The organism is Providencia alcalifaciens (genome assembly GCF_915403165.1).
Classification (GTDB): Bacteria; Pseudomonadota; Gammaproteobacteria; order Enterobacterales; family Enterobacteriaceae; genus Providencia; species Providencia alcalifaciens_C.
The window spans coordinates 1,120,563-1,141,760 of sequence record NZ_OU659204.1; the positions used below are offsets into that span (position 1 = coordinate 1,120,563).

Consider the following 21,198-nt stretch of genomic DNA (forward strand, 5'->3'; position numbering starts at 1 on the left):
ACGCCACTTTGAGAGTGGCGCGGATCTAGTTGAAAAGAATCGATTCTTTTTTTGGAAACCAGAGTGGGAAAGACAAAAGAGAAACAGGATGACTTGAAGCGCTCATTAATGATGTCAATTGGATTGCACATCTTACTGGTCGCTTTAATTGTTATAGGCTCTTTAGTGACTGTCGTCCAACTTGGCGGCGGTGGGGAAGAGGGGACTGTCATTGATGCCGTGATGGTTGATCCAGGTGCAGTTGTTGAGCAATATAATCAATCCCAACAACAGCAAAAAAGCGCCCAACAAGCAGCTAAAGAGCGTAAAGAACAGCAACAAAAACAAGATGCTGAGCTAAGAGAAAAGCAAGAGCAGGAACAAAAACGTCTGCAAAAACTTGAAGAAGAGCAAATTCAAACTCAGCGAGAAACTGAACAACAGCAGAAACAAGCTGAAGAGCAGAAAAAACAAGCTTTAGACGCTGCCAAAAAAGCGAAGGAAGAGCAAAAAATAGCTGAAGAAGCCGCTGCTCAAGCCAAAGCTGAAAAAGAAAAATTAGTGAAAGAACAAGCGGTAGCGAAAGAAAAAGCTGACGCACAAGCTAAGAAAGAAGCTGAAGCTGCTAAGGCTAAGGCAGAAAAAGAAGCTAAAGAAAAAGCTGAAGCGGACGCTAAAGCTAAAGCAGATAAAGAAGCTAAAGCCAAAGCGGATGCTGATGCTAAAGCAAAAGCTGAAAAAGAAGCTAAAGCTAAGGCAGACAAAGAAGCTAAAGAAAAAGCGGACAAAGAAGCTAAAGCAAAAGCAGCGAAAGCCAAAGCAGAAGCTGCGAAAAGCGCATCATCTGTTGATGATTTGCTGGGTGATTTAACTGCATCAGGGCCAAGCAAGCAAGGTGGACAAACGGCTGCGGGTAGCGGTGGTGGTAAAAAATCAGGCGCATCGAATGCTGATGTTGATAGCTATGCCGGTAAAATTAAGGCTGCTGTTCAAAGTAAATTCTATGATTCAGAAAGTTATCGTGGGCGTACTTGTGAATTGCAATTGAAGTTAGCACCAGATGGATTATTGGTGAATATTTCACCGAAAAATAATCCAGCAAATGATCCAGCGTTATGTGAGGCGGCAATGAGAGCAGCAAAACTTGCAACTATGCCAAAACCACCTAGCAGAGAGGTCTATGATACGTTTAATAAATCAGGTAGCACATTGGTATTTAAGCCTTGATTTTCAACAACTCAGAGCAGTCTGTATTGTAAATTTTGAGGCAATGTAATAAATAGTTTGTGTGCTATCTAGTTTTGTTAGTATACCTTTGTTAAAATTCAGCGAATTATTGCGGTGGTGAATATCGCAGTAAGGGAGATCAGGATGAAGCAGGCGTTTAAAATAGTTCTCGGGTTCTTAATGCTATGGGCTACCGTTGCTCAGGCAGAGATCCGTATTGAGATTACTGAAGGTGTTAACTCAGCTCAGCCAATCGGTGTTGTCCCATTTAAATGGGCTGGCGCTGGTGCGCCACCACAAGAAGTGGGCGGTATTGTCGGTGCTGATTTACGCAATAGCGGTAAATTTAACCCTATTGAACCAAGCCGCATGCCTCAGCAACCTGGCACGGCTTCAGAAGTGACGCCAGAAGCTTGGACAGCGTTAGGTATTAACGCGGTTGTTGTTGGTCAAGTTCAACCAGCAGCTGATGGTAGCTTTGTTGTTAGCTACCAGTTAGTGGATGTTGCCGCTAACCCAGGTGCAGTTTTAGCGCAAAACCAATTTAAAGTAACTAAAGATTGGTTACGCTATGCAGCGCATACTGCAAGTGATGAAGTATTTGAGAAATTGACTGGTATCCGTGGTGCTTTCCGTACGCGTATTGCATACGTGGTGAAGACCAACGGCGGTCAATATCCGTTTGAATTACGAGTTTCTGACTATGACGGTTTTAACCAATTTACGGTTCACCGTTCGCCAGAACCTTTAATGTCGCCAGCTTGGTCACCAGATGGCCAAAAGATTGCGTACGTAACGTTTGAAAGTGGTAGTTCTGCGCTAGTTATCCAGACTCTATCAAGTGGTGCTGTTCGTCAGGTCGCATCATTCCCACGTCATAATGGGGCACCTGCATTCTCACCAGATGGGACTAAACTAGCTTTTGCTCTGTCTAAGACAGGTAGCCTGAATTTGTATGTGATGGACTTAGGTAGTGGTCAAATTCGTCAAGTAACAGATGGTCGTAGTAATAATACTGAACCAAGCTGGATGCCGGATAGCCAAACTTTAGTTTATACCTCTGATCAGGCAGGACGTCCGCAGATTTATAAAATGAATATTAATGGTGGTAGTCCTGTACGTGTCTCCTATGAAGGATCACAAAATCAGGATGCTGATGTAAGCCCGGATGGAACTTTCTTAGCGATGGTCAGCTCCGGGGGCGGTCAGCAGCATATCGCCAAACAGGATCTGGCAACGGGTAACGTTGAATATTTAACGTCAACGTTTCTAGATGAAACGCCGAGTATCGCACCTAACGGCACTATGGTAATTTATAGCTCCTCTCAAGGCTTGGGGACTATATTGCAGCTAGTTTCGACCGACGGGCGTTTCAAAGCGCGTCTTCCGGCAACCGATGGACAGGTTAAATTCCCTGCCTGGTCGCCGTATCTGTGATGCATAATAATAATGTGTGGCAAAAATATTAAGGATCAAAACGATGCAACTGAATAAAGTGCTTAAAGGGCTGATGATCGCATTACCAATCATGGCAGTCGCAGCTTGTAGCTCTAACAAAAACAACGACCAAACTGGTGACGATTCTTCTATGAATCAAACTAACACTGGTCTGTCTGCGGAAGAGCTGGCACGTCAGCAAATGGAACAACTGCAACAGAACAACACTGTTTACTTTGGTTTCGATAAATACAATGTATCTCCAGAGTACGCTGAAATGTTAGATGCACACGCAGCATTCCTGCGTAGCAACCCATCTGTACGTGTTGTTGTTGAAGGCCATGCGGATGAGCGCGGTACTCCAGAATACAACATCGCACTGGGCGAGCGTCGTGCTAACGCAGTTAAAATGTATCTGCAAAGCAAAGGCGTTTCAGGTGACCAAGTTTCACTGGTTTCTTACGGTAAAGAAAAACCAGCTGTGTTAGGTCACACTGAAGCAGACTACGCGAAAAACCGTCGTGCAGTCATTGCATACTAATAGATAAGCGAAATTATCTATTATGAACAGTAACTTCAGACAATTACTAGTTGGTCTGTCGTTATTGGTTGGCGTAGCGGCCCCTTGGGCCGCTATTGCCCAAGCGCCAATCAACAATGTCGGATCGGGTTCTTCCGCAGACCGCCTCACTCAACTTGAGACCGCTGTTAGTTCTCAAGGTCAAATGATTTATCAAATCCAGCAGCAATTAGCCGATAACCAACGTGATATTGATATGTTACGTGGACAGATTCAAGAAAGTGAATACAAATTGAATCAAGTTGTTGAGCGCCAAAAAGATTTGTATATGCAATTAGACAAAGCGAGTGGTGGTGATTCTTCAAGCTCTTCAGATGCAACTGATACTAGTGCATCAAATGCGCAATCATCTTCTTCAGATACGCCAGCTGCAAGTTCCGGCGGCAATGAAAAAGATGATTACAACGCAGCAGTTAAACTGGCGATGGAAAGTAAATCCAAAGCACAGATTGACGAAGCGATTGGAGCATTGCAAGGGTTTATCAAAGCATATCCAAAATCTGGATATCAATCTAACGCCAACTATTGGCTAGGACAGTTAAACTACAACAAAGGTAGCAAGGATGACGCCGCATTCTACTTTGCTACTGTAGTTAAGCAATATCCTAAGTCTCAGAAAAGCAGTGAAGCCTTATTTAAAGTAGGCTTGATCATGCAAGATAAGGGACAGAAAGATAAAGCGAAGGCTGTTTATCAGCAGGTATTACAACAATACCCAAATAGTTCTGGTGCAAAACTTGCAGAGAAGAAACTCAGTACACTGTAATTGATAACCCCGAAGCGATGTAGCCGAATATTTCGGGGTTATCCGTATGTTTAGTGTGCACTTAATCTTTTTTTTAAAAAAAAGCATTGCACCCTCGTCAGAAATCAGTAATATAAGCCGCCGTTGATACGAGAATACGTTCAGTTAGAAAACTAACAAAATTTAGTTTTGTAACAGTATCAATGAGATTGAATGTTTTAGATGGTTCGTTAGCTCAGTTGGTAGAATCGTTAACTGTTAATAAGATGGTTGCAGGTTCAACCCAAAGGGTAAAGAACCAGAAATGAAGTTTTAAGATGGGTCGTTAGCTCAGTTGGTAGAGCAGTTGACTTTTAATCAATTGGTCGCAGGTTCGAATCCTGCACGACCCACCATCTAAAGCAGTAAACAATTCAAGCAGTATAGATAGTTTAAGATGGGTCGTTAGCTCAGTTGGTAGAGCAGTTGACTTTTAATCAATTGGTCGCAGGTTCGAATCCTGCACGACCCACCATCTAAAGCAGTAAACAATTCAAAGCAGTATAGATAGTTTCAGATGGGTCGTTAGCTCAGTTGGTAGAGCAGTTGACTTTTAATCAATTGGTCGCAGGTTCGAATCCTGCACGACCCACCATCTCAAGTAAAGCTCCAGTGATTGAATCATACCCCGACAAGATGGTTGCAGGTTCAACACGAAGTGTCAGTTCGAAGAACTGAAATCCTGCACGACCCACCATCTCAAGTAAAGCTCCAGTGATTGAATCATACCTCGACAAGATGGTTGCAGGTTCAACACGAAGTGTCAGTTCGAAGAACTGAAATCCTGCACGACTCACCATCTCAAAGAAACTCCTAAAGAACAAACAACCTTATTATTTTCATATTGCACGTTGAGTGCGGGTGAGAAGCTGCGTTCAGGTTCGAGCCGAGCGAAGCGAGACAGCGTTGCGCTTGTCGCAACGACCCGAAGGGCGAGGGCAAAGCCCGAGTAATCCTGCACGACTATCTCTGAAATCTTAAAAAACCAAACTAAACCCCAAAAAACCAGCATTCCCTCGCCAGCCTAATACCATTTACTCCAGATTTTCAGGGAGTAACCCATTATCCTTTAAGATCCCGATAACGATTTCTTGCACTTTTAAACCCATCGCTCGGTTATCTTGATAACCAAACAGTTCAATGGCCTCAGTCATCGCTTCCATAAAATGGTCCATCAAGCAATGTAGAGATAATGCAGCTTTTTGCGCAGTACCACAGTCAAAAATAGTTTCAGTTGCTTGAACAACACGCTCAGGCATCCATTGCTGGTAATGTTTACCGTTATACCAAACATCGTGTTGTGTATTTCCATGAGCAACAATTTGCTCAAGTAAACTGAGAAAGAAGCGCTTCATGTCAGTACTTCTTGACCAAGTGCTCCATAGCTCATTACGCGTTAATGTAATTGCCACTTGGTGAGCTTCAAACCAAAAATCCGTAACCAGCTCATTAAACCGATATTCACTCAACGGCGCGGGCTTTAATACGCCAAGGTTAGGTGGCGGTAGCGCATCCGTGATCCCAGTTTTATCTAACAGCACCATAAAACCACGTGAGTAAGTACTATCTAACCCTCGCTGCTGCATTTTGAGTAATCGAGAAGGTTCTGCAAATGTAAAATCAACTTTGCGCCCTTCTTCATAAATCACTAAGCAGGTAGGGTTTTCTGGCTCATTTTCACCACTATTTTCTAAATGTAATGCGATTAATGGATTGGCAATAAGGCTAACCCATTGCTTATCATTAAAAAGTGCAGTCACACCATGGCCAATGAGCTCAATATCAATGTCTGAGTAGCCATCGATGTCTAATTCTCGCCCTCTAGAGCCAGTTAGTATGACGGCTTCGATTCTAGGTTCGAGTAATGAAATAGAAATTATTTTATTTAACAGCGTTGCAGGTGATTCCATAACTAACCTATTGGAGTTAACAGGAGCCGCTAAGATACCGACAAATGAGGAGAAAAGCGAAAAACAAATCGTGAAAAAGGGCGCTACGGTAAAATCATTCGCTCATAGGTGAAAAGGATGGAGACATCTTAGGCAAACAAGCGTATCTTGTTTAGTATATAAAACAAAAATGTGCAGAATTAGGGGTTTTATGAATATTTTTATGCATAAAATAACTTTCTGCTAAACAGAGGCAAGAAATGAGCGAGTTTATCGATTTTGACCATGCTGTTTATCCTTTTCCGCCTAAACCAGCACTGTTAAATACCGATCAGAAAGCATTTTATCGTGAGCGCATTAAGCAATTATTGGTCGAAAAAAATGCGGTGATCGTAGCGCATTACTATACCGATCCTGAAATACAAGCATTAGCTGAAGAAACAGGCGGCTGTGTTGCGGACTCCCTTGAGATGGCACGTTTTGGCGCTCGACATGATGCATCAACCCTTGTTGTTGCTGGCGTACGATTTATGGGGGAAACAGCCAAAATCCTAAGCCCAGAAAAAAATGTCTTGATGCCAACACTCGATGCGCAATGCTCGCTGGATATTGGCTGTCCAGATGAAGAATTTGCCCGCTTTTGTGATGCACATCCAGACAGAACCGTGGTGGTGTATGCGAACACGTCAGCAGCGGTAAAAGCCCGTGCAGACTGGGTCGTGACCTCCAGCATAGCGGTGGAGCTAATTGAGCACTTAGACAGCCTCGGAGAAAAGATCATTTGGGCACCGGATAAGCACTTAGGTCGCTATGTTCAACAACAAACGGGCGCGGATATTCTGTGTTGGCAGGGTGCTTGTATCGTTCACGATGAATTTAAGACTCAATCATTAGAGAAAATGAAAGCCATGTACCCTGAGGCGGCGGTACTGGTTCACCCTGAATCACCTCAAGCCATTGTAGATTTAGCGGATGCGGTCGGTTCGACTAGCCAACTGATTAAAGCTGCACAAACGTTGCCTAACCCATCCATGATAGTGGCGACCGATAAGGGTATTTTTTATAAAATGCAGCAAGCATGTCCAGATAAGTCACTGTATATCGCTCCAACGGCAGGTGAGGGGGCTACATGCCGTACTTGTGCTCATTGTCCTTGGATGGCAATGAATGGCTTACAGGCGATTACAGCGGCTTTAGAAGGTAACGGTATCGAGCATCAAATTCATGTAGACGCACAGCTGCGTGAAAAAGCCCTATTACCATTGGATAAAATGTTAAAGTTTGCAGAAAGTCTAAAATAACAACCAAAAATGAGCGGTTTAATTTCAAATAAATTAACCGTGTGATATTGATGAGCAATGCTATTTTAACTGTGAATGATAAATAGGATTTAAAAATGGAGTTTTTTAGCACCGCAAATACGTTAGTACAGATCCCCGTATGGGGGACTATTTATGACCTTTCGTATATTGAAGCTGTTGGCACAATAGCCGGTTTATTGTGCATTCTGTTGGCAAGCTTTGAAAAAACCATCAACTACTTATTTGGTCTCATTAACGTGACCTTATTCGCAGTGATTTTTTTCCAAATTCAGTTATACGCTAATTTGCTTTTACAGGTATTTTTCTTCGGGGCCAATATTTATGGTTGGTATGCGTGGAGTCGCGTATCAAACTCTCAAGAAGCCGAGTTGAAGATCCGCTGGCTAAGCCTTCCTAAAGCGTTAACAACGCTGGTCATTTCAGTTTTAGCTATTGTTTTCCTCACCTTTAATATTGATGTGGTATTTGGACGCCTTGCGACTTGGGCTGTTGAATTATTAAACCTCTTTGGCGCTAACTTAACCTTACCAACACTAGACCCAGATGCTTTCCCATTCTGGGATTCCACAATGACGGTGTTATCTGTGGTTGCGATGATTTTAATGACCCGCAAGTATGTTGAAAACTGGCTACTCTGGGTGGTGATTAACGTTATTAGCATTGTGATTTTCTTTATCCAAGGCGTTTATGCAATGTCACTGGAATATTTAATTCTACTTGGTATTGCATTGAATGGTTCTCGGTTGTGGATCAAATCCGCGAAAGAAAATGGTTCAGTGGCGCTATCTCGCGACTAAGCCTCTTGTTGAGTCAGTTACTCAATAGGAAAAAATGCAAAAAACGGCTAAAGTAACATCATCGTTATTTAGCCGTTTCTTTATATTTTTACTCTGTATTATCCCTCTATTATTTAGCGATTGTGCTAGATATCACGGTTTCACCTCATTTTATAATCAGAAGCGGAATAATGAGCGATTATCTCGCCATTTTGTCTGTTTACAGATGGCTAGGGAACAGTTAGATTGAAAATTCGATACCTGTCGCATTTTAAGTTAATTGTTAGCTATTGAGACTCAAAAAGGTATGTAACTCAACTTTAGGAAAAATAATAAACATTGGATATACCAGTATGAACTATCAGAACGATGACGTCAGAGTAAAACAAATCAAAGAATTATTACCCCCGATTGCACTGCTTGAAAAATTTCCAGCAACCGATAAAGCGGCGTTTACCGTTCATGAAGCTCGTCATGCTATTCATAATATCCTAGTAGGGAAAGATGACCGTCTAGTCGTTGTCATTGGCCCATGTTCTATTCACGATACAAAAGCGGCTTTGGAATATGCTGAGCGTTTGAAAAAACTTCGTGAAGAGTTAAAAGATTCTTTAGAAATTGTGATGCGGGTTTATTTTGAAAAACCACGTACTACTGTTGGTTGGAAAGGGTTAATTAACGATCCTCATATGGATCACAGTTTTGATATTAACGAAGGCTTACGTATCGCGCGTGAGCTGCTGTTAACGATTAATGACCAAGGCTTACCAACTGCAGGGGAATTCCTCGATGTGATCAGCCCACAATATGTGGCTGATTTAATGAGCTGGGGTGCTATTGGCGCGCGTACGACTGAATCACAAATCCACCGTGAACTAGCATCTGGCTTATCTTGCCCTGTTGGGTTTAAAAACGGAACCGATGGCACGATTAAAATTGCGATTGATGCCATTAACTCCGCACGTTCGGCGCACAGTTTCTTATCGGTCACGAAATGGGGCCACTCAGCTATTGTGAATACAAGTGGAAACCCAGACTGCCATATTATTTTACGTGGTGGTAAAAAGCCAAATTACAGCGCTGAACATGTTAAAGAAGTGCGTGAAGGGCTGACGAATGCAGGGCTTATTCCAAGCATTATGATTGACTTTAGCCATGCTAACAGCAGCAAGAAATTTGAAAAACAGATGGAAGTTGCAACAGATGTTAGCGCACAGCTGAGTAATGGTGATCGCTCAATTACGGGCGTGATGATTGAAAGCCACTTAGTTGAAGGTAATCAGAATTTAGAATCTGGCGAGCCTTTGGTTTACGGTAAGAGTGTCACGGATGCATGTATTGGTTGGGATGATACGGAAAAAGTATTGCGTCAATTATCTGATGCGGTGATTGCTCGTCGTAATAAATAAGATTTAATTTATATTTAATAAAACCCCAGTTGTTATTTAACTGGGGTTTTTATTAATGATTAAATATTATTTCAATCGTTTATATTAATATGATTTAACTTTTAATATATAAAAACTAAATTTGTTTTTTACTTTTTGTTTAGCTAATTTAATCTTCGAAGTACATTGTGACTAATTAATACAATAGGAGATTAAGATATGGGTTTTAATGATTCAAATAAGCTAAATAGAGCTAATTACAAACTTGATTTAATGAAGTGGTATGATAATTCAATAAGAATTATTAATGAAACTAGGTACTCACATTTATCATTGAATGAGATAGTTGTAAATAAAAATTTAAAATACTATGATGTTTTTTTTGAAGATAAATTCAAAGCTGGAAATATAGATAAAAATGAATTGGATGAAATAATAAGGTATATGGATTCAATTGAAGAATACTATGAATACTCTGTTGATAGAAGTAGAGAGTATTCTCAGTTATTAACTGAAATTAATGGTTTTATAAAAAATGGTGAAGTTGCAAGTAATCAGGCTAGTCAAATAATGGCTAAATTTGAAGAGCTTAAAGCTAAAAAAGAATATCCACCTGAATTTAGTTATAACTTGTTTAACTTACTACCTAAGTTATCATCTGAAGCAAGGGAGTTATTAACTGACTCAGCGAGTAAAGCCTTGAAGGCGCACGGTAGCATGCTTATGTTAGAAACTACAGCACATAATATTAACTATACTATTAAGAGTGTTAAAGAGCATGGGGAATATCAAGGATTTGATCATGTTGAAGTATTAAAACAATATGGGAAATACATTCAAGAGCATAGAGAGTATATTAATTCACAGAGAGAGGAGTTAAAGTCGAAAGATTTAAGTGAATATGAGATTGTAAGAATTAATGATGGTATTAAAAATTCTGAAGAGGCTATTGTTGATTATTTAGATTGGGCCGAGAAAGCAGAGCCTGTTTTAAATAAGCATGGGATCACGGTTTTGAAGAATAACATTCCAATCTCAGGCTTGCTTGATATATCAACGGATGTTTTTGACCGATTATCCATCTCTATGGCAGGAATCAATGTTTTGGATTCGTCGACAGTGAATGATATCGGTATGAATGTGTTCCCTTCGGCAGAAATAATGGTCCCTATTCAAGTTAATTAATAATGAAATCTGCCTACTATTTTTGTAGGCAGATTTTTATCGCTATTTCTGAATTCGGCTTAATAGTTTTTCAATGTTTTCCTGATCTTCAGGTGCCATATTTGTAGGGTTAGCAGAGAGCTGAATATCTGAACCTTCCACTTTAGCGGTGAAAAATAATTTTCCTTTCTCGCTTTTTACGTAGAATACATCCTTGAGTGGAATACGGTAACAATAGGCAAAGATATTCGGGCGAATATAAAAATGGCTATCTTTAATCGCTAAATAGGTAGTGGTACTGGCTTTTTTACCAAAAAAACCTAAGAAAACCGCCAGTACGAATAAAAACATGCCTAGGCTTTGGCTTAATACAATCAACACAATACCTAAAATCGCAATCGGGAATACCATCATTGTATTGCTGCGTTTATTCATCGGGACACTGACGTCGAAAGGCACATTAATGGTGGTATCAAATGGCGTGAGTTGGTGATAACGCCAGCGAATGGCAGAAAAAACCATCCCCATTGCAAATACAATAGTAATTGGCATGAGCGCTACGCTGCTGACTACGGCAAGAACAATGGCGAATGTAGGTTTATAATTGAGTACCATCATGCTGACAATTTGCAGTGGGAAGCTGACACAAGCAATAATCATCAACGTTTTCATCAATTCAGGGTTTGCGTTACCCGCAGGACCCTCAAGGGTCATTTCCCCGGTTTGTAACATATACAGTAGCGCACCTAAAATACTGGCACTGAGGATCAACCCAACCCAGACATAAAGATTAAATTTATTCATTATCTTGTTTTATAAACCTTTCAGTGAATTTTCCCTATGATAGTCGGTTATCAGTGTTTTCGACACTCCGAGGTGATGGATTTTATAATCAAATACAAAAAAGAGAGAAAAATGCCAATAAAAAAGGGCTAAGCCATTGGCTTAACCCTCAATTCAATCCGTTAGGTATAGAGAGAAGTCAGTAATTACTTCGCTTTACCTTGATTTGCAACCGCGGCTTGTTTTGCTGCGATTTCATCTTGATTACCCAGATAGTAGCGTTTGATTGGTTTCATGTTCTCATCGAACTCATAAACCAGCGGCACAGCTGTTGGGATGTTCAGATTCAGAATTTCTTCTTCACCCATATTATCCAAGTATTTAACCAGTGCACGCAGTGAGTTACCGTGAGCGGCAATGATCACTTTCTCACCTTTTTCAACGCGTGGTTTAATCACTTCTTCCCAGTAAGGAACAACGCGATCGATAGTGGTTGCTAAGCTTTCAGTCACTGGTAATTCAGATGGTTTTAAGTTTGCGTAACGTGGGTCGTGACCAGGGAAACGCTCATCATCTTTAGTCAGGTCTGGTGGGGTAATTGCAAAACCGCGACGCCACAGTTTAACTTGCTCATCACCGTATTTCGCAGCGGTTTCTGATTTATCTAAACCTTGCAGTGCACCGTAGTGACGCTCGTTTAATTTCCAGCTTTTTTCAACAGGAAGCCATTGCTGTTCAACTTGATCCAGAATGTTCCATAAGGTGTGGATAGCACGTTTTAGAACGGAGGTGTAAGCGAAATCAAAAACAAAACCTTCTTTTTTCAGCAGTTGACCTGCATTTTTGGCTTCTTCACGACCTTTCTCTGACAGTTCTACATCAGTCCAACCGGTGAAGCGGTTTTCTTTGTTCCACTCACTCTCACCGTGTCTTACTAAAACCAGTTTAGTTACAGCCATAGCTAAAACTCCTATCAGTACATTCAAATTAGAAATGAATTATTGCTGACCTACATTATAGGGATAGTCGTCCCGAACGCTAGTGACAACATGACGTTTTCTCAGTTTTAAGTCAAAAAAATCAATAATATCTAGGGATTAGTGATTTTAATTTAACTTAAGGTTAGGCGAAACGATTTAGTTTATTAGGTGTTTTAGCACCGTGTCACTGGCTCAGTAAATCAGAAGGTATGGCATAGATTTAACCCTAAGTGAATCGATACAGCAAGTGAAAAATTCAATAATAATATGTGCTGGATTAATTTATTGGGAAATTTGATAAGTGGTAATAAATGATGCTGGTAAGTAAATACTTACCAGCAAGATAATAGGATTATAGTTCTGAGACGACTTCAATATCGTAACGGTATTTATCCCCATCAGGGACAAATTTCATGCGATGGGTAATACATGATGGTGCATCTTCTTGGTGATGTGACACAAATAGCAGCTGAGTATTTCCTCGGCTAAGCATAATATCGATAAAACGCAGCACCAGCAGGCGATTTAGCCCATCAAGCCCTTGAAGGGGTTCATCTAAAATGAGCATGGTAGGGTGTTTAACCAAAGCGCGAGCAATCAGAATTAATCGCTGTTGACCCCACGATAAGTTATGAAATGGTTGTTGAGCCGTTTGTGGAGCAAATCCAAGCAATGCTAGCCATTCATAAGCTAACTGAACTTGGCGATCTGAAGGTGTTTGGTACAGGCCAATGGAGTCATGGAAACCGGAAATAATCACGTTGAGGACACTGGTTGCAACACGATACTCTTGATGAATGCTGTTACTGACATAGCCAATGTGACGTTTAATATCCCAAATAGTTTCTCCGCTACCACGTCGGCACCCAAACAGTGTTAAATCATTGCTATAACCTTGAGGGTGGTCTCCGGTGATCAAGCTTAATAATGTGGATTTACCCGCACCATTTTCACCGATAATTTGCCAATGCTCACCTGGGTTAACCTGCCAATTTAGCCCATGCAAAATGGGTTTATCGTTGTAGCTCACAACACCATTATTTAAAACAATACGTGGAGTCTCTGTATCTAGAGCCTCTTCAATTGTGGGATCTTCTTGTTCAGGAATTGTGAGTTGTTTGATTTTTTCACTGTGTTGTAGCTGGTGGATTAGAGTGTTAGCAAGCACTGACTCTCTATCTCCACTTAGGGTGAGTTGACAGTCAGCGACAACACCTAGGTGCTCAATAAATTCGGGAATCTCATCAAAGCGGTTGAGCACCAATACGACAGTGAGCCCTTTATCATGAAGGCTAAATAACAGTTCACTAAGGTTGCTTCGTGAATAGATATCTAAGCCATCAAAGGGTTCATCGAGGATCAGTAAGTCTGGAGAGCCCATCAAAGTTTGACACAGTAGGACTTTGCGAGTTTCCCCGGTAGACAGGTATTTAAAGCGACGTGATAGCAAATCACTGATACCAAATTTAGCTGCAAGCTCTAAGCAAAGTTCATTATCTTTATGATTAAGTTGAATAATTTCCGCTGCAGTAAAGCCCGTATCTTCTTCGTCGTCACTGAGTAAGTCGGTATTATTACGTTGCCACTCTTGTGCGATGATTTTTTGTAGCTGCTCAAAAGAGAGGCGAATAGGGGACTTGAAGTCGCTTTGGATGATACCGGAAAGGGATTGTAATTCCCCAGAGAGCACGCGTGCTAGCGATGATTTTCCGCTACCATTGGCACCAATAAAAGCCCAGCTTTCACTCGAATGAATTTCGAGATGAGGAATGTCGAGCGTTTGGGTCTCGCTCAGCTTAAAGCACCCATTTTGTATTGTTATCGAGCTCATTTAGCTTCCTTATCATTGACCTGCCTGCTACCACAAATAATCAGGTTTACAAGTAAAGTCAATAAGTCGACATGAGGGCGAAGCTAAAAAATAGTGAATCAAGGGTTACGTTAGGGGTGTTAACCCCTGAAAATCTAACAAAGTGTAGCGATAATCACTTGGTCAGCATTAAATAACGCTGTAATCGGGTCGTCAATCGCCAATTTTAACGCATCAACTTCTTGATTTGATAAGGTGGAGCAGAGTGTTTCTCCACCCGCTAAAGTGACAAGGATTTCGCTGTTTTCAGGACCTCTTTCGAGGGTTGAAACGGTGCCTGACAGTTGATTATCAAAATGGGTTTTGCTTGGTTTCTTGGTCAGTTTGACCCATGGCGCTTTAATCAGGGCGAGGACTTCTTTCCCTTCGACTAAGCCAAGGCGGTTAGCGCTAGATTCGGTGAGTGCGGCGTTAATGACAGTTTTTTTGTCGGCCAGTTTCACTTGAACGTGCTGTAAAACATGGTTGTTATCTCGTGCAATCAGAGTGCCGAAAAATTGGTTGCGAGCACTGGTTTGCAATGAAAAGCGAGAAATTGCAGCGAGCAAGCTATCAAGAGGAAGGCTATCATCTTTGAGCACATCAAAGGCTTTTTGTTGAATTTGCCCCAGCAAATCATAGAGCTGGATTAATCTTTCCCCATACTGGGTGAGTGTGGTTCCGCCGCCACCTTTGCCTCCGGTTGATCTATCCAACAGAATGTAATCGGTGAGTTGGTTCATTTCATTGATGGCATCCCATGCACTTTTATAGCTGATCCCTGCAAGTTTAGCGCCTTGGCTAATCGATCCTGTCGCTTTTATCTGCTTTAGTAGAGCAATTCGGCGAGGATCGGCAAATAAACTTCCCTGTAGCTTCAATGTAAGTAAGATTTCGGCCTGCATTGTTTAAGATCTCCCTGCTAGGATTGTGGCGGCAAAGGCAAAAAGCACATTTAGTATCTTGCTAGTATAATAATTTGTCTAAAATAGTATGCAATATAATGCTATTGTGCGTTATTATTTTCATTATATCGATTTTCCCCTCGTCGGCGTATCAGAATGCTGGTGAGCACAGTATCACTGAAGAGGCTTAGATGTTAGAACTTATCAAAAGTTTGGGCTTTGCCCTGTTAATGGTTCCTGTTGTAATGGTATTGATCATGGGACTGATCTATGGCTTAGGTTCATTCTTTAACCTATTGTCTAAAGCGCATGTTCCGCATCACCACCATGAAGAAAGAAAATAACCTTTTATAGGTTTATTTTCGTGCTAATTATTGCCCTCTGGCTATTCCATAGTCGGGGGGCAAGTCATTTTTATCCCCTTAAAAATAGTCCGTTATGCTAGCGGATCTACGGTTATGGGAAGCGCATCAAAAATTATCAATTATAAATTTATTTCCGCTGTAATTATCCTACCTAATTCGATATACATAGCTATGCGCATTAAGACGCTAAATTATTAAATCGATAATTCATATTACATTAGTTCTATACGTATTGTTTAAAAGGATGGTTTATTATGAAATTAGTTATGGCGGTTTTTATTCAATTATTATTTATATTTGGTATTAATATAGCGAATGCTTCAACTCTAATAGAGTCTTTATCACAGTGTAATGCGGAATTCTTTAAAGATGCTAGTAAAAACAATAAATTAAAGCCTGTTATTAATGAGTTTTACCAGCAAAAAATAGTTGATGGTCAGGACTTTATAAAACCTATCGAACTGAAAGAAGATACTTTGGTTTTCGAACGATTTGCTGTTAATTACACAGATTTTAACAAATATAAGGATGTCTCTCCTAGTGCGCCTTCTGGTGAATACTATTATTGGGGATTTGAAACAACTCAGCCTTTTAATGATGTAATTAAAGCGTTGTCTAAAAAAATAGACCTCATTAAAGTTGCGGATGGTGCTTACGTATATAATCCGATGTATCGTAATTCAGTATCGGAAAAATGGTTAAAAAATAATTCTCCTGCATCAAGCATTGCACCAGATGAAGAGTCCGCCGAAAAATTATTTATCGTTGAAGAAAGTAGCGATAAAACTGTGACTTTATTTTGTACAGTTCAAGGAAAACTTGACCAGAAAGATCTACGAGAAGCAGGGCTAATTAAATGAATATTAAGTTGATTATCTTTTCATTGGCCTGCTTTGCTGTTGTGGGTTGTCAGAATATCAGTAAATCCCCAACACAACCTGATGCTCAGTCTTCGGAACTGCCCGAAGGATATGTAAAGTGGCTTGAAACTAAATCGAGCCATTTGTATATGGCTAAACCAGATTCCCATTACTACCAAGGTAATCCTGATCTTGTTCAAATCGATATCGTTACATCATTTAAAAAGGAAGAAGAGTTCCGTAGTGTCAAAATGAAGTCAATGAGAGCGACTCATGTTTTTGATTGCCGAAAACCCAATAAATACACAGAACGGCCAATTGGTTTTTTCGCTAATCAATACGCCACTGGCAAGCCAGACATTCCTTATCCCGAAACAAGCAGTAAATGGGAAATAGCAGGGGAAAACAATTTCAATGCTATGTTTTGGAAAAAATTATGTGAAATCCGCGCCGATGTTGATAAATCTACTGATATTTTTGTCGATGTCTTAAACAAGCAAAGCCCTATAAAAATAAATGACTGGCTAAGTGTGACAGGGGCGGAAAAGCATGCCAATGTTATTCGTATGTCATATCAAGTTGATAACATGACAAAAGCGGCATTCCACCAAAAGTTTGACAATGAAATTAAGCATCAACAGATTGAAAGGTACTGTGACCTGTTTATGAATAAGTTTGGTATGGCAAAACCTAAAGCGATGTATTTAGATTTTTACATAAAAGGCTCAGTTGCTGAATCTCTCGAGATTGACGACCAGCAATGTCAATCTTTCGTTAAGTAGTTTAATCATCACTATAGGATAGGCAATAGAAACGCTAATGTTGTCTATCCTCCTGTCGATATTATTGTTATGAGTTCGTAAATTCATCAATTATTGAGCTAGCACACCTTTATGCATTGTTTGACTTTAAGTTAACGCTGTATCTTGATATATATAGCGAGTTAAATAATACAATGGTGGATTAACATGAAAAAAGGTTTGATATCTCTGGTTGCGGGTGCCACGTTAACACTGACTATGGTAGGTAATAGCTTCGCGGCTGAAAAAATTACCATATTTGCGGCGGCATCACTGACTAACGCACTGAATGAAATTTCAGAACAATATAAGAAAGAAACGAATGTTGAAGTGGTGGCTTCTTATGCGTCTTCTTCAACGCTGGCTCGCCAGATTGAGCAAGGTGCACCGGCAAACATGTTTATCTCTGCTGACCAGCAGTGGATGGATTTTGCGATTGATAAAAATCTGATGGTTAAAGACACCCGTTATACTTTATTAGGTAACGAGTTAGTGTTGATTGCACCGAAAGATTCAAAAATCGATAAAGTGGAAATTAACAAACAGACAGACTGGAAAAAACTGTTAGATGGCGGCCGCTTAGCAGTCGGCGACCCTGACCACGTTCCTGTTGGGATCTATGCAAAAGAAGCATTGACCTATTTAGGGGCTTGGGAAACAGTTAACCCATTATTAGCGCGTACTAACAACGTACGTAGCGGCATGGCGCTAGTTGAGCGTCAAGAAGCACCATTAGGTATTGTGTACGGCTCCGATGCTGTTGCAAGCCAAAAAGTCAAAGTAGTGGGTATTTTCCCTGCTGACACTCATAAACCTGTTGAATATCCAATGGGAATTGTGAAAGATCAGGATAATAAAGCGACCCGTGACTACTATGAATACCTGAAAACCCCAGCGGCTTCAGAAATATTCAAGCGTTACGGTTTCACTCCAAATCAAAAATAATTAAGAGATCATATCGTTGCAGATGTTAAGTCCTTATGAATGGGAAGCGATTTACCTCAGTTTAAAAGTTTCCAGCGTGGCGGTGCTATTTAGCTTACCGTTTGGTATTTTGATGGCTTGGGTATTAGTCCGCTGCCATTTTCCTGGCAAAACATTGCTCGACAGTATTATCCACTTACCACTGGTGCTGCCACCAGTGGTAGTGGGGTATTTGCTACTCGTCAGTATGGGTAAGCGAGGATTTATTGGCGAATGGCTGTATGACTGGTTTGGTTTCAGTTTTACATTCAGTTGGCGAGGGGCGGCATTAGCATCAGCGGTGGTTGCATTTCCATTAATGGTGAGAGCGATACGCTTAGCGCTAGAAGCTGTAGATAAAAAGCTGGAACAAGCCGCACGAACCCTTGGTGCGAGCCCATTAAGAGTTTTTTTCACGATCACCATCCCATTATCGTTACCGGGAATTATCGTCGGTACGGTTTTAGCTTTTGCGCGTTCTCTTGGCGAGTTTGGGGCAACCATTACGTTTGTGTCTAATATTCCAGGGGAAACTCAGACAATCCCACTCGCTATGTATACGCTGATAGAAACGCCGGGAGCAGAAACCGATGCGGCGCGCCTGTGTATTATTGCGATTGTCTTAGCATTAATTTCGTTGTTAATTTCAGAATGGCTGACCCGTTGGGGCAAAAAGCGTCTGGGGGTAGCCTAATATGTTAGAACTAAATTTCGCTCAAAAATTGGGTGATTTACAAATGGAAGTAAATACTCAGTTACCCACGGAAAGTATCACGGCAGTTTTTGGATTATCTGGTGCGGGGAAAACATCATTAATCAACGTGATAGGTGGGCTAACTAAGCCAAATAAAGGGCGCATCGTTCTCAATGGGCGCACACTGGTGGATATCGAAAAAGGGATCTGTTTACCCCCTGAAAAGCGTCATATTGGATATGTTTTTCAAGATGCTCGGTTATTTCCCCATTACCGCGTAAAAAGTAATTTACGTTACGGTATGGCGTCGCAAATGAAAGAGCGATTCGACGATATCGTCGAATTGTTAGGGATTGAAAAATTACTAAATCGCTTCCCGATGACCCTCTCTGGTGGGGAAAAACAGCGGGTGGCGATTGGGCGTGCATTATTAACAGCGCCTGAAATTCTGTTAATGGACGAGCCATTAGCCTCCCTTGATCTTCCGCGTAAACGTGAATTATTGCCTTACTTAGAGAAGCTTTCCCAAGACGTTAAAATCCCAATTTTGTATGTCAGTCATAGCCTCGATGAAATTCTGCGTTTGGCAGATAAAGTTATCGTCATGGCGCAAGGTAAAGTGAAGGCGTTTGGTCCTCTTGAGGAAGTCTGGGCAAGCAGTGCTCTGCGTCCTTGGTTACAGCAAGAAACCTTGAGTAGCGTATTGAGTGTGGAAGTGCATAGCCAGCATCCTGATTATCAAATGACGGCGGTGATGGTTGGCAATCAAAAATTGTGGATCCCCCGCGTAGATGTGGATAAAAACAGTGCGTTGCGATTACGTATTGATGCGTCAGATGTCTCTTTAGTGCTTGAAAAACCGCAAATTAGTAGCATCCGAAATATCCTATCTGCGGAAGTGGTGGAGTGGATAGAAGATGGCGAGCAAGTGGATGTGAAGTTAGATTTGGGTGATGAACACTATTTGTGGGCGAGGATCACGCGCTGGGCTAGGGATGAGCTTTCGATCCGTAAGGGGCGGAAGGTGTTTGCGCAGGTTAAGTCGGCATCTCTTTCTAAAACGTTCTAAAGGCTCGTTGTTCTTCACACCGCAGCGTTGTTGACTTCATTAACTCGCCCTAGTCACATACTTGTGTATGCTCCTAGGGTCGAGTGAATTTTTCGCCTAGCTGCAATGGGAATAACTTAGAGCCTTGCACCGAGTCGTTCTTCACACCGCAGCGTTGTTGACTTCATTAACGAGTAAACTTATCGATGATTTAGACTTGTAGCTTATTGGCAAGCTCTATAGATAAAAAATAAAAAACCTCGCTTGGCGTTGCGAGGTTTTTATGCAGAATCACTTGCCAGCGATTCTGTGTGATGCTTCAAATTTAAACAAATTGAGTATAGCTAAGCTGATTAACAGTTGTAAAGCCTTCGCTGCTGGATATGATCCGCACACTCAAAGCCAGCTTAATGATCTACAAAACATATTTTCTGATCACTTCGGCGATACCCGGTTCGGTATTCACGCGAGTGACTAGCTTCGCTTGTTGCTTAATTTCATCAACGGCGTTGCCCATAGCAACTCCGAGGCCTGCGGTGGTTAGCATACTTAAATCATTGAAATTATCGCCGAAAGCAACCACATCATTCATGCTCATGCCTTGGGCTTCGACCCATTCTTTCAGGCGCTGACCTTTGCTATTACCTTTGCGACCCACATCCACCTGATCTTCCCACGACCATTCGCAATCTAAGTCTAATTCTGACTCAATTTCACGAACAACATCGTGCAGGCGTTGATGGTCTGGTGAGGTGACGGCGAATTTCCAAATGTACTCATATTGATTGAGTGCATGGGCGAAATCTTCGATAAATTCGAAGTTTGGACGTTGATGCTGAGGTAAAGATTGCGCCCAATTTAATGTGCGCGTCACACCTTCAGTTTTCGTGTGATACAGCATCGCATTATCAACATACATTAAGTGTTGAATATCAGAGCCACGCAGTTTTTCAATCAGCAAAGCAGCGGAATCGACTGTCATAGGGTTAGATTTCAGGACTTTTTTACCTAAATAGTCATACAGATAGGTACCGTTACAGCAAATTGCGGGGGTATCTAAATCAAGAGTCTGATAAAACGGATGAATGGCCACATGGTGACGACCTGTCACAATGATGACTTTGACTCCTTGTCGGCGGGCTTCATTCAGGGCTTCTAAAGATTCGGGCAGAATTTTTTTCTGGTGATCAAGTAGCGTTCCATCGAGATCAAGGGCAATAACACGGTATGACATAAACGACTCCATATGATTTTTTCGGATTCATTTTAGGGCTTTATGATAACTGAAGTTGATTAGTGTTTATACACTAAACTGTGCGGCACCGGTTTTTAGTCGTAATTTGATTTTGAGTGATAATTTGATTTTTAGCGGTAATTTGATTTTTTTTCGGTATAGTCACTCAAT

The 21,198-nt window shown here is 41.2% G+C and carries 20 protein-coding genes, 3 tRNA genes and 1 other RNA gene; 18 read left to right on the plus strand and 6 right to left on the minus strand.

The features are described from left to right. The first annotated feature begins 63 nt into the window (after window positions 1-63). From tolA to LDO73_RS05005, 8 genes are all read left to right on the plus strand, one after another. Window positions 64-1,206: a cell envelope integrity protein TolA gene (tolA, locus tag LDO73_RS04970; protein WP_224060460.1), complete on the plus strand. Its 1,143-nt coding sequence runs from the start codon at window positions 64-66 to the stop codon at window positions 1,204-1,206. A gap of 144 nt (window positions 1,207-1,350) precedes the next feature. Beyond that, entirely contained in the window at window positions 1,351-2,643 is a 1,293-nt protein-coding gene (gene tolB, locus LDO73_RS04975) for a Tol-Pal system beta propeller repeat protein TolB (RefSeq protein ID WP_224060461.1), read from the plus strand. 43 nt (window positions 2,644-2,686) lie between these two features. Continuing rightward, complete coding sequence (gene pal / locus LDO73_RS04980) at window positions 2,687-3,184, plus strand: peptidoglycan-associated lipoprotein Pal (protein ID WP_006660438.1); 498 nt, start codon at window positions 2,687-2,689, stop codon at window positions 3,182-3,184. Between the two features lie 22 nt (window positions 3,185-3,206). After that, window positions 3,207-3,989, plus strand: a complete 783-nt coding sequence (gene cpoB, locus LDO73_RS04985) for a cell division protein CpoB (RefSeq protein WP_154600186.1) — start codon at window positions 3,207-3,209, stop codon at window positions 3,987-3,989. Between the two features lie 298 nt (window positions 3,990-4,287). After that, a tRNA-Lys gene (locus LDO73_RS04990) sits at window positions 4,288-4,363 on the plus strand. Window positions 4,364-4,406: 43 nt separating this feature from the next. Continuing rightward, window positions 4,407-4,482, plus strand: a tRNA-Lys gene (locus LDO73_RS04995). A 44-nt stretch (window positions 4,483-4,526) separates the two neighbouring features. After that, window positions 4,527-4,602: transfer RNA gene (locus LDO73_RS05000), tRNA-Lys, on the plus strand. 246 nt (window positions 4,603-4,848) lie between these two features. Continuing rightward, window positions 4,849-4,977: non-coding RNA, RtT sRNA (locus LDO73_RS05005), on the plus strand. A gap of 64 nt (window positions 4,978-5,041) precedes the next feature. Here LDO73_RS05005 and LDO73_RS05010 read toward each other — a convergent pair. Then, on the minus strand, window positions 5,042-5,917 hold the full coding sequence (locus LDO73_RS05010; protein WP_224060462.1) for an aminoglycoside 6-adenylyltransferase: 876 nt from the start codon (window positions 5,915-5,917) through the stop codon (window positions 5,042-5,044). A 239-nt stretch (window positions 5,918-6,156) separates the two neighbouring features. On the opposite strand from LDO73_RS05010, the gene nadA reads away from it, so the two are divergent. The 4 genes from nadA (at window position 6,157) to LDO73_RS05030 (ending at window position 10,567) form a co-directional block, all read left to right on the plus strand. Continuing rightward, complete coding sequence (gene nadA, locus LDO73_RS05015) at window positions 6,157-7,197, plus strand: quinolinate synthase NadA (RefSeq protein WP_132494289.1); 1,041 nt, start codon at window positions 6,157-6,159, stop codon at window positions 7,195-7,197. 95 nt (window positions 7,198-7,292) lie between these two features. Continuing rightward, window positions 7,293-8,015: a nicotinamide riboside transporter PnuC gene (gene pnuC / locus LDO73_RS05020; RefSeq protein WP_224060463.1), complete on the plus strand. Its 723-nt coding sequence runs from the start codon at window positions 7,293-7,295 to the stop codon at window positions 8,013-8,015. A 332-nt stretch (window positions 8,016-8,347) separates the two neighbouring features. After that, window positions 8,348-9,403 carry a 3-deoxy-7-phosphoheptulonate synthase AroG gene (gene aroG / locus LDO73_RS05025; RefSeq protein WP_224060464.1) on the plus strand — a complete coding sequence of 352 codons (1,056 nt, stop codon included), beginning with the start codon at window positions 8,348-8,350 and terminating at the stop codon, window positions 9,401-9,403. Between the two features lie 198 nt (window positions 9,404-9,601). Continuing rightward, window positions 9,602-10,567 (plus strand): hypothetical protein, encoded by a 966-nt coding sequence (locus LDO73_RS05030; RefSeq protein WP_224060465.1) that lies wholly within the window; start codon window positions 9,602-9,604, stop codon window positions 10,565-10,567. A 42-nt stretch (window positions 10,568-10,609) separates the two neighbouring features. On the opposite strand, the gene LDO73_RS05035 is transcribed toward LDO73_RS05030, so the two are convergent. The 4 genes from LDO73_RS05035 to modE all read right to left on the minus strand — a co-directional run bounded on the left by LDO73_RS05035 (window position 10,610) and on the right by modE (window position 15,063). Next, a complete protein-coding gene (locus LDO73_RS05035) occupies window positions 10,610-11,350 on the minus strand; it encodes a hypothetical protein (RefSeq protein ID WP_224060466.1) in 741 nt (246 codons plus the stop codon). 185 nt (window positions 11,351-11,535) lie between these two features. After that, window positions 11,536-12,288, minus strand: a complete 753-nt coding sequence (gene gpmA, locus LDO73_RS05040; protein WP_036950561.1) for a 2,3-diphosphoglycerate-dependent phosphoglycerate mutase — start codon at window positions 12,286-12,288, stop codon at window positions 11,536-11,538. A gap of 373 nt (window positions 12,289-12,661) precedes the next feature. Continuing rightward, the gene (gene modF / locus LDO73_RS05045) at window positions 12,662-14,140 is read right to left on the minus strand and encodes a molybdate ABC transporter ATP-binding protein ModF (RefSeq protein ID WP_224060467.1); all 1,479 of its coding nucleotides are present in this window, start codon (window positions 14,138-14,140) and stop codon (window positions 12,662-12,664) included. A gap of 134 nt (window positions 14,141-14,274) precedes the next feature. Beyond that, entirely contained in the window at window positions 14,275-15,063 is a 789-nt protein-coding gene (modE, locus tag LDO73_RS05050) for a molybdenum-dependent transcriptional regulator (protein ID WP_224060468.1), read from the minus strand. A 191-nt stretch (window positions 15,064-15,254) separates the two neighbouring features. On the opposite strand from modE, the gene LDO73_RS05055 reads away from it, so the two are divergent. The 6 genes from LDO73_RS05055 (at window position 15,255) to modC (ending at window position 19,814) form a co-directional block, all read left to right on the plus strand. After that, window positions 15,255-15,407, plus strand: a complete 153-nt coding sequence (locus tag LDO73_RS05055) for an AcrZ family multidrug efflux pump-associated protein (RefSeq protein WP_224060469.1) — start codon at window positions 15,255-15,257, stop codon at window positions 15,405-15,407. 275 nt (window positions 15,408-15,682) lie between these two features. Next, window positions 15,683-16,288, plus strand: coding sequence for a hypothetical protein (locus LDO73_RS05060; RefSeq protein ID WP_224060470.1), 606 nt, complete (start codon window positions 15,683-15,685; stop codon window positions 16,286-16,288). Then, a complete protein-coding gene (locus LDO73_RS05065; RefSeq protein ID WP_224060471.1) occupies window positions 16,285-17,070 on the plus strand; it encodes a surface-adhesin E family protein in 786 nt (261 codons plus the stop codon). The genes LDO73_RS05060 and LDO73_RS05065 overlap by 4 nt, the downstream gene beginning before the upstream one ends. A gap of 186 nt (window positions 17,071-17,256) precedes the next feature. Beyond that, a complete protein-coding gene (gene modA, locus LDO73_RS05070; RefSeq protein ID WP_423810874.1) occupies window positions 17,257-18,033 on the plus strand; it encodes a molybdate ABC transporter substrate-binding protein in 777 nt (258 codons plus the stop codon). 22 nt (window positions 18,034-18,055) lie between these two features. Continuing rightward, complete coding sequence (gene modB / locus LDO73_RS05075; protein WP_036950542.1) at window positions 18,056-18,745, plus strand: molybdate ABC transporter permease subunit; 690 nt, start codon at window positions 18,056-18,058, stop codon at window positions 18,743-18,745. A gap of 1 nt (window position 18,746) precedes the next feature. Then, entirely contained in the window at window positions 18,747-19,814 is a 1,068-nt protein-coding gene (gene modC / locus LDO73_RS05080) for a molybdenum ABC transporter ATP-binding protein ModC (protein WP_224060472.1), read from the plus strand. A gap of 394 nt (window positions 19,815-20,208) precedes the next feature. On the opposite strand, the gene LDO73_RS05085 is transcribed toward modC, so the two are convergent. Then, a complete protein-coding gene (locus LDO73_RS05085) occupies window positions 20,209-21,027 on the minus strand; it encodes a pyridoxal phosphatase (RefSeq protein WP_224060473.1) in 819 nt (272 codons plus the stop codon). Window positions 21,028-21,198: the final 171 nt, after the last annotated feature.